General features: G+C 68.4%; 13 protein-coding genes. 10 read left to right on the forward strand and 3 right to left on the reverse strand.

What is annotated here, in order from left to right; translation table 11 throughout:
* The first annotated feature begins 5 nt into the window (after window positions 1–5).
* The 7 genes from bluB (at window position 6) to AC3FJ6_RS19100 (ending at window position 7,084) form a co-directional block, all read left to right on the forward strand.
* The gene (gene bluB, locus AC3FJ6_RS19070) at window positions 6–680 is read left to right on the forward strand and encodes a 5,6-dimethylbenzimidazole synthase (RefSeq protein ID WP_488773280.1); all 675 of its coding nucleotides are present in this window, start codon (window positions 6–8) and stop codon (window positions 678–680) included.
* 86 nt (window positions 681–766) lie between these two features.
* Window positions 767–1,690, forward strand: a complete 924-nt coding sequence (locus AC3FJ6_RS19075; protein WP_488773281.1) for a LysR substrate-binding domain-containing protein — start codon at window positions 767–769, stop codon at window positions 1,688–1,690.
* 165 nt (window positions 1,691–1,855) lie between these two features.
* Window positions 1,856–2,995 (forward strand): NAD(P)/FAD-dependent oxidoreductase, encoded by a 1,140-nt coding sequence (locus AC3FJ6_RS19080; RefSeq protein WP_488773282.1) that lies wholly within the window; start codon window positions 1,856–1,858, stop codon window positions 2,993–2,995.
* Window positions 2,979–3,287 carry a (2Fe-2S)-binding protein gene (locus AC3FJ6_RS19085; protein WP_488773283.1) on the forward strand — a complete coding sequence of 103 codons (309 nt, stop codon included), beginning with the start codon at window positions 2,979–2,981 and terminating at the stop codon, window positions 3,285–3,287. The genes AC3FJ6_RS19080 and AC3FJ6_RS19085 overlap by 17 nt, the downstream gene beginning before the upstream one ends.
* On the forward strand, window positions 3,284–4,768 hold the full coding sequence (locus AC3FJ6_RS19090; RefSeq protein ID WP_488773284.1) for an FAD/NAD(P)-dependent oxidoreductase: 1,485 nt from the start codon (window positions 3,284–3,286) through the stop codon (window positions 4,766–4,768). Before AC3FJ6_RS19085 ends, AC3FJ6_RS19090 begins: the two co-directional genes overlap by 4 nt.
* A 170-nt stretch (window positions 4,769–4,938) precedes the next feature.
* Complete coding sequence (locus AC3FJ6_RS19095; RefSeq protein ID WP_488773285.1) at window positions 4,939–5,916, forward strand: Bug family tripartite tricarboxylate transporter substrate binding protein; 978 nt, start codon at window positions 4,939–4,941, stop codon at window positions 5,914–5,916.
* A 94-nt stretch (window positions 5,917–6,010) separates the two neighbouring features.
* Window positions 6,011–7,084 carry an AbrB family transcriptional regulator gene (locus AC3FJ6_RS19100; RefSeq protein ID WP_488773286.1) on the forward strand — a complete coding sequence of 358 codons (1,074 nt, stop codon included), beginning with the start codon at window positions 6,011–6,013 and terminating at the stop codon, window positions 7,082–7,084.
* A 5-nt stretch (window positions 7,085–7,089) separates the two neighbouring features.
* Here the strand turns inward: AC3FJ6_RS19100 and AC3FJ6_RS19105 are convergent, their stop codons facing one another.
* Entirely contained in the window at window positions 7,090–8,367 is a 1,278-nt protein-coding gene (locus AC3FJ6_RS19105; RefSeq protein WP_488773287.1) for a TIGR03862 family flavoprotein, read from the reverse strand.
* A 235-nt stretch (window positions 8,368–8,602) separates the two neighbouring features.
* On the opposite strand from AC3FJ6_RS19105, the gene AC3FJ6_RS19110 reads away from it, so the two are divergent.
* Together AC3FJ6_RS19110 and AC3FJ6_RS19115 are read left to right on the forward strand one after the other, a co-directional pair.
* Window positions 8,603–9,757 carry a 3-deoxy-7-phosphoheptulonate synthase gene (locus AC3FJ6_RS19110; RefSeq protein ID WP_488773288.1) on the forward strand — a complete coding sequence of 385 codons (1,155 nt, stop codon included), beginning with the start codon at window positions 8,603–8,605 and terminating at the stop codon, window positions 9,755–9,757.
* Between the two features lie 52 nt (window positions 9,758–9,809).
* On the forward strand, window positions 9,810–10,145 hold the full coding sequence (locus AC3FJ6_RS19115) for a hypothetical protein (RefSeq protein WP_400396863.1): 336 nt from the start codon (window positions 9,810–9,812) through the stop codon (window positions 10,143–10,145).
* A gap of 39 nt (window positions 10,146–10,184) precedes the next feature.
* Here AC3FJ6_RS19115 and AC3FJ6_RS19120 read toward each other — a convergent pair whose 3' ends face one another.
* Together AC3FJ6_RS19120 and cls are read right to left on the reverse strand one after the other, a co-directional pair.
* Complete coding sequence (locus tag AC3FJ6_RS19120; protein WP_488773289.1) at window positions 10,185–10,844, reverse strand: TetR/AcrR family transcriptional regulator; 660 nt, start codon at window positions 10,842–10,844, stop codon at window positions 10,185–10,187.
* Window positions 10,845–10,966: 122 nt separating this feature from the next.
* Complete coding sequence (gene cls, locus AC3FJ6_RS19125) at window positions 10,967–12,400, reverse strand: cardiolipin synthase (RefSeq protein ID WP_153947952.1); 1,434 nt, start codon at window positions 12,398–12,400, stop codon at window positions 10,967–10,969.
* A gap of 373 nt (window positions 12,401–12,773) precedes the next feature.
* On the opposite strand from cls, the gene AC3FJ6_RS19130 reads away from it, so the two are divergent.
* Window positions 12,774–13,547, forward strand: coding sequence for a response regulator transcription factor (locus AC3FJ6_RS19130; RefSeq protein ID WP_153947953.1), 774 nt, complete (start codon window positions 12,774–12,776; stop codon window positions 13,545–13,547).
* Window positions 13,548–13,549 lie beyond the last annotated feature (2 nt).

The following is a 13,549-nucleotide window of genomic DNA, read 5'->3' on the forward strand; positions in this document are numbered from 1 at the left end:
AAGACATGGCAGACACCGGGCCCGGCCCTCACGTTGACGATACCGAGCGCGCCGCGCTGTACCGCATCCTGGCGCTGCGGCGCGACTGCCGGCACTTCACGCCCGGGCCCCGTCTGCCCGATGACCAGCTGGAACGCCTGCTGCGCGCCGCCCACCAAGCGCCCTCGGTGGGCATGATGCAGCCGTGGCGCTTCATGCGCTTGAGCACGCCGGCCTGGCGCTCGCGCCTGGCGCCGCTGGTGGAAGCCGAACGGCAGGCCACGGCCCAGGCACTGGGCGAACGCGGTGCCGAATTCCTGCGGCTCAAGGTCGAGGGCATGCGCGACTGCGCCGAATTGCTGGCGGTGATACTGGCACCCGACGACGGCACGGTATTCGGCCGCCGCAGCATGCCCACCGAAATGGCGTGGGCGTCCGCCGCCTGTGCGGTGCAGAACCTCTGGCTGGCCGCACGGGCCGAGAATCTCGGCCTGGGCTGGGTATCGATGTTCGACCCCGCTGCCCTGGCGCGCGAGCTGGGTCTGCCCCCCGGCGCAAAGCCATTCGGGCTGCTCTGCCTGGGGCCGGTGCCGGCGTTCTACGCGGCGCCGATGCTCGAACAGGAGGGCTGGCGCAAACGCGCCCCGCTGCAGGACATCCTCTGGGAGCCTCCGGCGCCGCCTGGCCCGCCGACGGCCTAGTCGTCCATACCGGCATATCGTTCTACCAGGGCTTCCCATACGGATTTGCTATACCATCGCCGCAGCATCCATCCAAAGACCCTGGCATGAAGTTCAAGGAAATCCACGCGTTCCAGGCAGTAATGCGGTCCGGCTCGATGACCGCGGCCGCCACCGAGCTCTATACGTCGCAGCCAAACGTGAGCCGGCTCATCGCCCAGCTCGAATACTCCACCGGCCTGACGCTGTTCACGCGCACGGCGGGCCGCCTGCATCCGACCGAAGAAGGGCTGGCCTTCGTGCGCGAGGTCGAACGCGCCTTCGTCGGCCTTGACGCGCTGAAGGACGCCGCGCGCAATATCCGCCAGTTCGGCAAGGGCCGCCTGCGCATTGCCACCGTGCCGTCGCTGGCGATGACCGTGCTGCCGCTCGTGCTGCAGCGGTTTCATGCCGAGTACCCCGACGTCAACGTGGCCATGGAAACGGGCAGCACCCAACTGGTGGCCGACCAGGTCGGCAGCCGCTACTGCGATCTGGGGCTGGTCTCGTTCCTGCCGCCCGCCGCCGTGACCGAAGCCCGGCCCGTGGCCGAACTGTCGGGCTGTTGCGTGCTGCCGCCCGGACACCGGCTTGCCGCGCTCGATGCCATCACGCCCGCCGACCTGGCCGGCGAATCGTTCATCTCGATGAGCCATGGCGACGGCCTGCGCGCCGCCGTGGATGCCGCGTTCGCCAGCGACGACCGGCGCGTGATGCACTTCGAGACTCCCTACGGTGCCACCATCTGCAAAATGGTCGGCCTGGGTCTCGGGGTCGGCATCGTCAATCCGCTGGTGGCCCGCATGCACGCCGCGGAAGTCGTCATCCGGCCATTCCGGCCGCAGATCCCGTTTGTCAGCTACCTGCTGCTGGCCCGCAACCGGCCGGCCAATTTGCTGGTGGACCGGTTCACCGAACGGATGATCGAGGTGATCGCCACCGAAACGGCATCCCTGCCGGCCACCCTATCAGGTTTTGGTATGACCGCCTGACAGACTCGTATTTGCGTCCGGGGTGCTGGCTCCGCAATACTCGTCCGGACAGACATCCCGGCCAGATCGTCCCAGATGGCCGGTGGTGTCACGATTCTTGCGAGTAGCCGACATGCATTCCAGCAGGGCCCAAGGCCCGCACATTCCCCACGGGAGGCGCCGCTGATGGTGGCCTCCAGCCCCCGATATCACGTATTCGACGTCGCCGTGGTGGGCGGCGGCCTGGTCGGCTCCGCCGTGGCCTACGGCTTGCGCAACCGCGTCGGCACCATTGCCGTGCTGGACGAAGGCGATATCGCCCTGCGCGCCTCGCGCGGCAATTTCGGCCTGGTCTGGCTGCAGAGCAAGGGCTACGGCATGGGTGCCTACAGCCGCTGGACGCTGCATTCCACGCGCCTGTGGCCGCAACTGGCGGCCGACCTGCTCAAGGAAACCGGCATCGACGTCGCGCTGGAACAGAAAGGCGGCCTCACGCCGCTGATGGGCGACTACGAGGTGGAAGCCCGCCTGGCGTGGGTCAATACGCTGATGTCTCAGCCCGGCGTCGAGCCGTACGAGTGGAAGCTGCTCGATCACCACCAGGCGGCGTCGCTGGTGCCCGGCCTTGGCCCGGACGTGACCGGCGCGATCTGGACGCCGCACGACGGCATCGTCAATCCGCTCAAGCTGCTGCGCGCGTTCCATACCGCGTTCAGCACCAGTGGGGTCGAATACCTGCCGCACCATGGCGTCACCGATATCGCGCAGCAGCCCGGCGGCGATTTCGTGCTGACCACGCCGAACGGCGAGGTGCGGGCGCGCAAGATCGTGCTGGCCGGCGGCCTGCGCAACGGCGACCTGGGCGCCATGGTGGGCATCGACCTGCCGATGGCGCCGCAGCGCGGCCAGATCCTGGTGCTGGAGCGCACGCGCCGCCTGCTGGACACCCCGCTGGTCACGCTGCGCCAGAACGACGAAGGCAGCTGGCTGGTCGGCGATTCGCAGGAAGATGCCGGCTATGCCGACCATGTGACCACGCTGCCCGTGCTGGCCACGCTGGCCGACCGCGCCGTGCGGACGCTGCCGGCGCTGCGCGACGTTCGCGCCGTGCGCGCCTGGTCAGCCCTGCGCGTGCGCGCCAAGGACGGCTTTCCGGTCTACGAGCAATCGGCCACGCATCCCGGCGCGTTCATTGTCACCTGCCATAGCGGCGTGACGCTGGCCGCCACGCACGCCATGCACCTGGCTCCGATGATCGCCGCCGGGGCGCTGGCGCCGGAGCTGGACACCTTTTCGACCCGGAGATTCCATGTTCAAACGAATTGACGCGGCCGTGCTGCAAGGGACGGCGCGCAGCGTGCGGGTCACCGTGGACGGCACCCCGCTCGAATGCCGGGAAGGCGACAGCGTCGCCGCCGCACTGTTTGCGGCCGGCGTGCTGGCCTGCCGCGACACCGCCGTATCGGGCGCCGCGCGCGGGCCTTACTGCATGATGGGCGTGTGCTACGACTGCCTGGTACGCATCGACGGCCGGCCCAACCAGCAGGCCTGCATGACGCGCGTGCAGGACGGCATGAAGGTGGAGCGCCAGCTTGGCGCACGCGAGGTGGCAGCATGACGGCCGATATCACGACGTGCGACCTGCTGGTGATCGGCGCCGGCCCGGCCGGGCTGGCCGCCGCCACCCAGGCCGCCGCGCTGGGCCTGTCGACGGTGCTGATCGACGAGCAACCCGCACCGGGCGGCCAGATCTATCGCGCCATCGGCAGCACGCCGGTGCAGAACCGCGCCATCCTTGGCCAGGACTACTGGCACGGCCTGCGCCTGCTGGAGCCGTTTGCCCGCAGCGGCGCGCGCCATATTCCGGCCGCCACCGTGTGGTCGATCCATGCACGCGAAGGCCAGCCTGACGCAGCGGAAACAGGCGAGTCCGCCGGCTACGAGGTGGCCTACTCGGTAGCCCATGCCGGCCGGGACCCGCAGGCCGCGCTGCTGCACTGCCGCCATCTCATCCTGGCCACCGGCGCGCAGGAGCGGCCGTTCCCGATTCCCGGCTGGACCCTGCCGGGCGTGATCACGGCCGGCGCCGCGCAGATCCTGCTGAAGACATCGGGCGTGGTGCCCGAGGGGCGGACCGTGCTGGCAGGCGGCGGCCCGCTGCTCTATCTGCTGGCCTGGCAGTACCTGAATGCCGGCGTGAAGCTGGCAGCCATTCTGGAAACCACGGCCAGCGGCCAATGGCGCCAGGCGCTACCGCATGCCTGGGGCTTCCTGCGCTCGCCCTACCTGGGCAAGGGCCTGAAGCTGCTGCGCGCCGTGCGCAAGGCGGTGCCCATCGTCAGCGGCGTGACCGCGCTGGAGGCCGTGGCGGGGCCCGGCGGCCAGGTCGCCGAACTGCGCTACGAGGCCGGCGGCCAGCGCCGCACCATCGCCATCGACCAGTTGCTGCTGCACCAGGGCGTGGTGCCGAACACCAACCTGTCGCGCGCCGTGGGCGCCGAGCATGTGTGGAACGACCGCCAGGATTGCTGGGAGCCGCAGGTCGATGAGTGGGGCGCCACGTCGGTGCCGCACGTCAGCATTGCCGGCGACGGCGCAGGCATTGCGGGTGCCGTCGCCGCCGAGCATCGGGGCCGTATCGCCGCCGCGCATGCGGCCGCTGCGCTGGGCCGCATCAGCACCGCCACGCGCGACCGCACGGCGGCCCAGCCGCGCGCCGAACTGGCACGCGCCACACGTGGCCGCGAGTTCTTCGAGGTGCTGTACCGCCCGCTGCCGCAGTTCCGCCGCCCGGTGGGCGACACCATCGTGTGCCGCTGCGAGGAAGCCACGGCCGAACAGGTACGCCATGCCGCGCGCATCGGTTGCCAGGGGCCGAACCAGCTGAAGGCGTTCCTGCGCTGCGGCATGGGGCCGTGCCAGGGCCGCTTCTGCGGGCTGACCGTGACCGAACTGATCGCCGACGAGCAGCAGCGGCATCCGCGCGATGTGGGTTACTACCGCCTGCGGTTTCCCACCAAGCCCGTGACGCTTGGCGAAATTGCGACGTTGCCGCAGACCCAGGCCTCGCGCGAAGCCGTGGTGCGATTCAAGAAATAAGCCGCGACATGGCGAACGCGTGGCCGGATTGCCAGGCCGGCCGGCCACGCCAGCAGCAAACGCCTGCACAAAATGAGCGGGAGCCGGGATACACCGCGCCCCACCAGTTGGACCAGCACAGCGAGTTCATCCTGAGAGCACTTATCCACCCATCTTTTAGAGAATCAACCATGTTGTTTTCCAAGATCGCCCCCGCTCTCGCGCTCGCAGTGGCAGCTGCCTCGGCCGCCATCCCTGCCGTGGCCCAGGAACTGCCCCCAGGCCCGCTCCGCATGCTGGTCGGATTCGCGCCCGGCGGCGGCAACGACGTCATCGCGCGCACCGTCGCCACGCAATTCCAGCTGAACACCAGGACGACGATCGTGGTGGAGAACAAGCCCGGCGGCGGCAGCACGCTGGCCACCGCCGAGATGGCGCGCGCCAAGCCTGATGGCTCGGTGCTGCTGCTGGGCTCGGTCGGCGGCCAGGCCATCGCGCCGTCGATCTACAGCAAGCTGCCCTACGACCCGGTCAAGGGCGTACAGCCGGTGTCGCTGGTGGCCAAGTCCGCCAACGCGCTGGTGGTCAACAACGACCTGCCGGTCAAGAACGTGCAGGAACTGCTGGCCTACGCCAAGGCCCACCCCGGCAAGCTCAACGTGACGTCGCCCGGCAATGGCACGATCTCGCACCTGTCGGCGGAGCTGTTCAAGAGCATGGCGGGCGTGTCCATCACGCACATTCCGTATCGCGGCGATGCCCCCGCCATGCAGGACGTGATGGCCGGCCAGGCCCAGATGACGTTTGCCAGCCTGCCGTCGGCCAAGGCCGGCGCCGATTCCGGCAAGGTCCGCATCCTGGCCGTGACCAGCGCCAAGCGCGTGGAAACGATGCCGAACGTGCCCACCATCGCCGAATCGGGCGTGCCCGGCTATGAGGTGGTGTCGTGGTATGGCGTTTTTACGACGGGCGGCACGCCGATGCCGACCGTCAACCGCCTGGCCCAGGAAATTGCCGCCGTGGTGGCGCAGCCGTCGATCCGCGAATCGATCGCCAAGCAGGGCATGGAGCCCAGCGCGCTGGGCCCGGTGGAATTCGCGCAACTGGTGAACCGCGACACCCAGAAGTGGGACAAGGTCGTGAAGAGCGTCGGCATCAAGCTGGACTGAGCGCCGCCGACCCGCGTACCGAATGGCGGAGCATCGCAGACAGGGAAGATAGAATTCGCGGCTGGGTCACCCTTCGGGCAACACCGCACAGGACATGGCACACACAAGCCGCGCGCTGCAATGGTCCGCGCTCATGGCCGGTACGCTCGTATTGAGCTATCTGCTGCAACCCGTGATATCGACTGCCAGCGTGCTGGTTGCCGCGATGGCGTGCGCCATGGTCGCCGGGTTCATGGACATCCGGCTGCGCATCCGCCCCGCGTTGACGGCGTTCGCGCAGGCCATGACGGGAACGGCCATTGCCAGCACGCTGCATCTGGCGGAACTGCTCGAAGCGGCCTCCGACGGGCTGGTGGTGCTGGGCGTGGCCCTGACCATCGGCAGCGCCGCGGCCGTGGGCTGGCTGCTGGTCCGCTATTCGCCGTTGCCTGGCACCACGGGCGCCTGGGGCAGCCTACCCGGCGCGGCGTCGATCATGGGCGCACTGGCCACCGAGAACGGCGGCGACGGCATCCTGGTGTCGCTGATGCAGTACCTGCGCGTGGTGCTGGTGGTCGTCACCGGGCCGCTGGTGGCCCATGCCATCGTCGATGCACAGATGGCGACGGCCTCGGCATCGGCATCGGCGACTGCCGTGCAGGCATTCCGCCATGTCTCGCCGGTCGGCACGCCGGTCGCCATCGGGATTGCGATGGTGGGCTGCTGGATTGGCGTGCGCTTTCGCATCCTGGCCGGGGCGTTCCTGGTGCCGCTGGCGCTGGGCGCCGTGTGGGTGACGGTGGTGCCGGCTCCGGTGGTGGTGCCCACCCCGCTGCTCGGCTGCGGCTTCGCGGTGCTGGGCTGGACCATCGGCCTGCAGTTCCGGCGCGACCTGCTGCGGCCGCTGGTGGCGTCGCTGCCAACCATGCTGGCTGCCATCGTGGCCATGATTGCGCTGTGCGCCGCCTCGGCCTGGCTGATCTCGGCCAGCCACAAGGTCAGCTTCCTGACGGCCTACCTGGCCATGTCGCCGGGCGGCGTGGAATCGATCGTGGCCATCGCGCTCGGCACCAACGCGGACATGAACTTCGTGGTGGCCACCCAGACGCTGCGGCTGTTCTCGGTCGTGCTGATCGGGCCGTGGCTGGCCAGGCGGATCGGCAGGTCGGTTGGCGGGTCGATGGGCTGACGCCGTCAGCCGGCCAGATATGCCGCGGCGCCCACCCCCGCCACCCGCCCGCTGGCAAAGCAGGCCGTCAGCAGGTATCCGCCGGTCGGCGCTTCCCAGTCGAGCATCTCGCCCGCACAAAACACGCCCGGCATCGCGTTGAGCATCAGGTGGGCGTCCATCGCCTCGAACCGGACACCGCCCGCCGTGCTGATGACTTCGTCGATGGGCCGTGCGCGCGCCAGCCGCAACGGTAGCGCCTTGATGGCCGCGGCCAGCGCCACGGGGTCGTGCATCGCTTCCCGGGTCAGCGCCTCGCGCAGCAGCCGCGCCTTGACGCCAGTAATGCCCAGCCGGCTCTGCAGATGACTGGACACCGAGCGCGATCCGCGCGGCCGTGCGACTTCGGCGGCAACGTCCTCGGCCGACCGCCCCGGCGCCAGGTCCAGCGTGATGGTGGCGCTTCCCTGGGCGTCGATCAAGTCGCGGATCGGCGCGGACAGCGCGTAGACCAGGCTGCCCTCGATGCCGGTTTCGCTGATCACGAACTCGCCTTGCCGATACAGTACCGTGCCGTCGCGCGCGGTCACGCCGATGGCCACCGGCTTGACGGGCTCGCCGGCGTGCTGGGCGCGGAACACCTCGCTCCATTCGACGTCGAAGCCGCAGTTGGCGGGCCGCAGCGGCGCCACATCGACACCCCGGGCTGCCAGCATCGGCAGCCACGCGCCATCGGACCCAAGTCGCGCCCAACTGCCCCCGCCCAGCGCCAGCACCACGGCGCGGGCCGCCACTTCCACGTCGACCTGCTCGTCGCCCTGGCGGGTAGCGAAACGCAGCACGTGCCAGCCATCGACGGGCTGGCCGAAACCGACCCAGCGATGCCGCACATGTAGCCGCATGCCGGCTTCGCGCAGGCGATGGAGCCACGCGCGCAGCAGCGGGGCGGCCTTCATGTCGGTGGGAAATACCCGGCCGGAACTGCCCACGAAGGTGTCGATGCCCAGCGCATGCACCCAGGCGCGCAGCTGGGTGGCATCGAACGCGTCGAGCAACGGCCCGATGCGGTCGGCGCGCACGCCGTAACGGCCCAGGAAGGCATCGGCCGGCTCCGAATGCGTGATGTTCATGCCGCCCTTGCCCGCCATGAGGAACTTGCGCCCGACCGACGGCATGGCGTCGTAGACATCGACCGGCAAACCCTGGGCGGCCAGCATCTCGGCTGCCATCAGGCCGGCCGGGCCACCGCCCACGACAAGGGCACCGGCAAGGCGGACGGGTTCGGCGGAAGTGACAGCGGACATGGAATCGATGCGGTGGCGAGGGCGGAAAGCCGGCGAATTATAAGCGTAGCGATGCGGGCATGCCGGGCGCCCCGGTGACGGCGCCGTTGCCGGCAGCGTTTTCCAGCCCATGCCCGGCGACGTGGCCGCCGGCCTGCCTTAGAATCGCTTTCCATCGACATCCGCGCCGGGTGGCCCCATGTTTGCGGCAGGCTTTCCGCAGGTGTCCTTTTCCCCAGATTCGCAGGAGTTCGCCATGCAAGACCCACATAAATCGCCGCCGACCGTTGCCGAGGGCTGGCAGGCGCCGCCGCCGGACCGTACGAGCGTGACCGATGACGCGCATGTCGACGACATCATCCCCCTGCCCCCGCCCGAGCACCTGATCCGCTTCTTCCCGATCCGGGGCACGCCGGTGGAATCGCTGGTCACCCAGACGCGCCAGCGCATCTCGCGCATCCTGCACGGCCAGGACGACCGGCTGCTGGTCATCATGGGCCCCTGCTCGATCCACGACCCGCAGGCGGCCCTGGACTACGCGCGGCGGCTGATGGCCCAGCGCGAGCACTATGCCGACTCGCTGGAAATCGTGATGCGGGTGTATTTCGAGAAACCCCGCACCACGGTGGGCTGGAAGGGCCTGATCAACGACCCGTACCTGGACGAGAGCTATCGCATCGACGAAGGGCTGCGCATTGCGCGCAGCCTGCTGCTGGACATCAACCGGCTGGGCCTGCCGGCCGCCGGAGAATTCCTGGACGTGATTTCGCCCCAATATATCGGCGACCTGATCTGCTGGGGCGCGATTGGCGCCCGCACCACCGAGAGCCAGGTACATCGGGAACTGGCCTCGGGCATTTCCGCGCCAATCGGCTTCAAGAACGGCACCGACGGCAACATCAAGATCGCCATCGACGCCATCCAGGCCGCATCGCGTCCGCATCACTTCCTGGGGGTGCACAAGAACGGCCAGGTCGCCACGGTCCATACCAAGGGCAACCCGGACTGCCACGTCATCCTGCGCGGCGGCAAGGTGCCCAACTACGATGCCGATGCGGTGGCCACCGCGTGCCGCGAACTGGAAGCGGCCGGGCTGCGCAATACGCTGATGGTCGATTGCAGCCACGCCAACAGCAGCAAGCAGCACCAGAAGCAGATCGACGTGGCGGCCGACCTGGCGCGGCAGATCAGCGCCGGCAGCGGCTCGATCTTCGGCGTCATGGTGGAAAGCCATCTGCTGCCGGGCGCGCAGAAATTTACCCCGGGCGAACACGAGCCGTGCAACCTGACCTACGGCCAAAGCATCACGGATGCGTGCATCGGCTGGGACGATTCGGTCGCGGTGCTCGAAACGCTGAGCCAGGCAGTCAAGGCGCGCCGCGGGGTGGCCAAGCCGCAAGCGGCAAGCTGATCGGCGGCGTTGCGGGATGGCGCCGGCTTGAGGCCGGGTAGAATCCGGCCCCATGTCGAGTGTCATCCATTACCTTCGCGGCGGGGCTGCGGCCATCGCCGCCGGCGTGGCCTGCGCGGCCCACGCCAGCGATATCGCTTGCGAGGCGCCGGCCACGCGCGCCAGCCAGATCATCTGCGAGACCGCACTGTTCTCGATGGGCTACCAGCGCATCTATGCCGACCAGCAGCGGCTACTCAAGGCCGGCGTGATCTCGCAGGCGGACATCGACGCCTTCCGGCGTCAGCGCGACGCATGCGACACGGCCAGTTGCCTGGATGCGGTGTTTTCCGCGTGGCGGCAGCACCTGACGGACATCGGCGCACCGCGCTCCCGCCAGGGCCGGTAAGCCAGCGCGTCGGGGGCCGTTGCGCCGCCGCGCCGCATTTCACCCCCCGGCCTGCAGCCCTCGATCCACCATCTCCAGTAACCGCTGCCCGATTACCGCGGCCTGCTCCTTCGCCCGGCTGCGCAGGGGGCCGTCGATCAGCAGGACGGCCAGGCCATGGACTGCCGACCACGCGATGTATTCGGCGCCGGGCCGGCGGTCCGGTGCCAGCAGGCCCGCTTCCACCCAGCGATCCAGCGCGGCGCCCAGCAGCTCGAACGGATTCAGTCCGCTGTTGCCGGCCTTGGCCGGGTCGGTATCGTCTTCCACATCGTCCGGCACCGAAAACGCGGTGCGGAACAGGCCGGTCTCCGCCAGCGCGAACTGCAGATATCCCATGCCGACCGCCCGCAGACTGCCCCGCGCGCGCTCGGCCGGCGACGCATCGGCAGGAATCGCCGCCATCTCGGCCTCCATGGCCATCGCCAGGTTCGACAGGGCCCACGCGCGCACCGCCTGCAGCAAATCCTGCCGGCTGGCGAAATGGCGATACGCGGCGTTGGGCACCACGCCCGCGCGCCGCGTGGCTTCGCGCAGCACGATGGCGTCCGGCCCGCCATCGCGGGCCAGGTCGATACCGGCCTCCAGCAGCGCCCGGCGCAGGTCGCCGTGCCGATAGGTCGTGCGCGTAGGCGGCGTTGCAGCAACGGCACGGTTCATGTCATCCCCCATGTGGACGGCGTCCACCCCATTTCGTTTCATAGTAGACAGTGTACACAAATCCTGCCAGTGCCTGACACGTCATCCGGAGCGAATATGGACAGCACGGCACGTTGGAATCGTCAGAGGATCGGCGCGAACAGCTTGGCCACATGCATGGCCACGCGCAGGATCGCAGGCGAGCCCAGGAAGTCGCTTGGGCCAATCTGGCGCGCCTGGGCAAAATCGGCTTCGAGCATGCGCGCCACGTCCGCGGCGAATTCGGGGTGGGCGGTCATCACCATCAACTCGAAATTCAGGCGGAAAGACCGGTTGTCCAGGTTGGCGGTGCCCACGGCGGCCGCCTCGTCGTCGATCAGGATCACCTTCTGGTGCAGGAAGCCAGGCTGGTAGCGATAGATCTTCACGCCCGCGCGAATCGCCTGGTACGCGTAGATGGTGGATGCCCCGTAAACCACCTTGTGATCGGGCCGCGACGGGATCAGGATGCGCACATCCACGCCACGCAGCACGGCCAGCCGCAGCATTGCAAACACGGCTTCGTCGGGCACGAAGTATGGCGATGTCATCCACAGCCGGCGCGTGGCCGACTGGATGGCCTCCACAAAGAACAGCGAACAGGTTTCCTGCGCGTCGGCCGGCCCCGACGGCACGACCTGACACACCATGTCGCCCACGTGGCCCGACGGCGGCGTCATCAGGTACGGCACTTCCCGCGCAGCCCAGTACCAGTCCTCGGCAAAGGCCATCTGCAGGTCCAGCACCGCCGCGCCCCGGATGGCGATATGCGTATCGCGCCACGGCGCCAGCGGCGGCCGGCGGCCCAGGTACTCGTTGCCGACGTTGTGCCCGCCCACGAAGGCCTGCGCGCCATCGACGACCACAAGCTTGCGATGATTGCGAAAATTGAGCTGGAAGCGATTGACAAAGCCGGGATGTGTGGAAAACGGTCGCGCCTCCACGCCGGCCTCCTGCAGCACGCGCACGTAGCCACGCCCCAGCGCATGGCAACCGATGCTGTCGTACAGGAAATAGACCCGGACGCCGGCACGCGCCCGGTCGCAGAGGCGCTTTTGCAGCGCGCGTCCGAGTTCGTCGTCATGCACGATGAAGAACTGCACCAGCACCTGCTCGGTGGCCGCGTCGATGGCGGCAAAAATGGCGTCGAAGGTGGCATCGCCGTTGATGAGCAGCCGCACATCGTTATTCATCAGGCATGGCACACCGGTCAGGCTGGGCAGCGCGCGCATGCAGGCCTGCTCGGGCTGCAGCACCACGCTGGCGGCCAGGGCCTCCCGATCCTTGGCCGTCATGCCGTGCCGGATCTCGCGCAGGCGGTCGTTGTTGAACCGGCGCGCATTGACATAACCGGCGAAACGGCTGCGCCCGAAGATCAGGTACGGGATGATCGTGAAGTACGGCATCATCACCAGCGAGCCCGCCCACGCGATGGCGCCCGGCGCCGTGCGCACGGTCATCACGGCATGCAGCGCCGCAAGGACGCCGACGATATGGAACGCGAGGACAACGGCGGCAATGACGCTGGGACTGAGCATAGGCACTGGCACCACGAACGGCCCGGATTCGATGAGCCGTATTCTGGCATAGCGGATCACTTTGGCGCAGCCGATATCGCGGGCGGTGGGTCGCGCGGCCCAGCTCAGCCCCCGCGCCAGCCCGATGCCTTCGCCCCGTTTGCTCAATTTTTAATCACACCGATCCGTTACCCGCTCCGCCGCACTCCACCGCCCGTCCCCGCTCCGGTTATCCACAAAATCTGTGGATAACGATGGCTGTTTGCAACAAGCCGTCGGCATGCACGCTGATCCCCTCCATTTAAAGAAACGCCGATTGTTGGACCTTTGCCGGGCCGATACGCTGCATCGTGTTTGCCCGATTCAATGCGTTTCGCCCGTCCGATAGTGTCGTATGAATGCCCAATCCAATATTGCGCTGCTCGCCAGCCGCAACTCGCCTCTCCATCCCATGCAGGAGCTGCTCTCCATCGCGGGATTCCAATGCAACGTCTTCCAGGCAGGCCGCGACCTGATCCACGGCCTGGGTCATGACAGCTACGACATGCTGCTGATCGACCGCGACCTGCCCGATATCTCCGCCATCGACGTCATCCGTGCCGTGCGCGCGGTGCGCAATCGCGACGTGCCCATCGTGATGTTCTCGGGCGACAGCGACGACGACGACATGGTGGAAGCCCTGGACGCGGGCGCCGATGATTACATCGTGCGGCCGCTCAATGCCCGCGTGCTGCTGGCCCGCATCGCCGCGTTGCGCCGGCGCATGGCCGGCACCCGGCTCAATGCCAGCATGCCGCTGCGTGCCGGCCCCTATGAGCTCAACAACCCCGGGCGCTTCGCCACGCTCCATGGACAGCGGATTCCGATGACCCCAAAGGAATTCGACCTGGCCATGCTGATGTTCGCCAATGCCGGCCGCATCCTGGCGACGCAGCGCATCGAAAACACCATCTGGGGACACACGCTGCCGCATTCGTCGCGCGCGCTTGCCGGCCTGGTCTCGCGCATGCGCCGCACGCTGGACCTTCGGGCCGAGAACGGCGTGACGATCACGGTGGTATACGCACAGGGGTATCGCCTCGACATCCTGGACAGCGCCGCGCGGGCCGAACTGACGGCACACCGCCGGCTCGGACTGGTTGGCAACGGCGCGCTCGCCGACTACTAGCG

It is taken from the genome of Cupriavidus sp. 94F1, assembly GCF_057798875.1.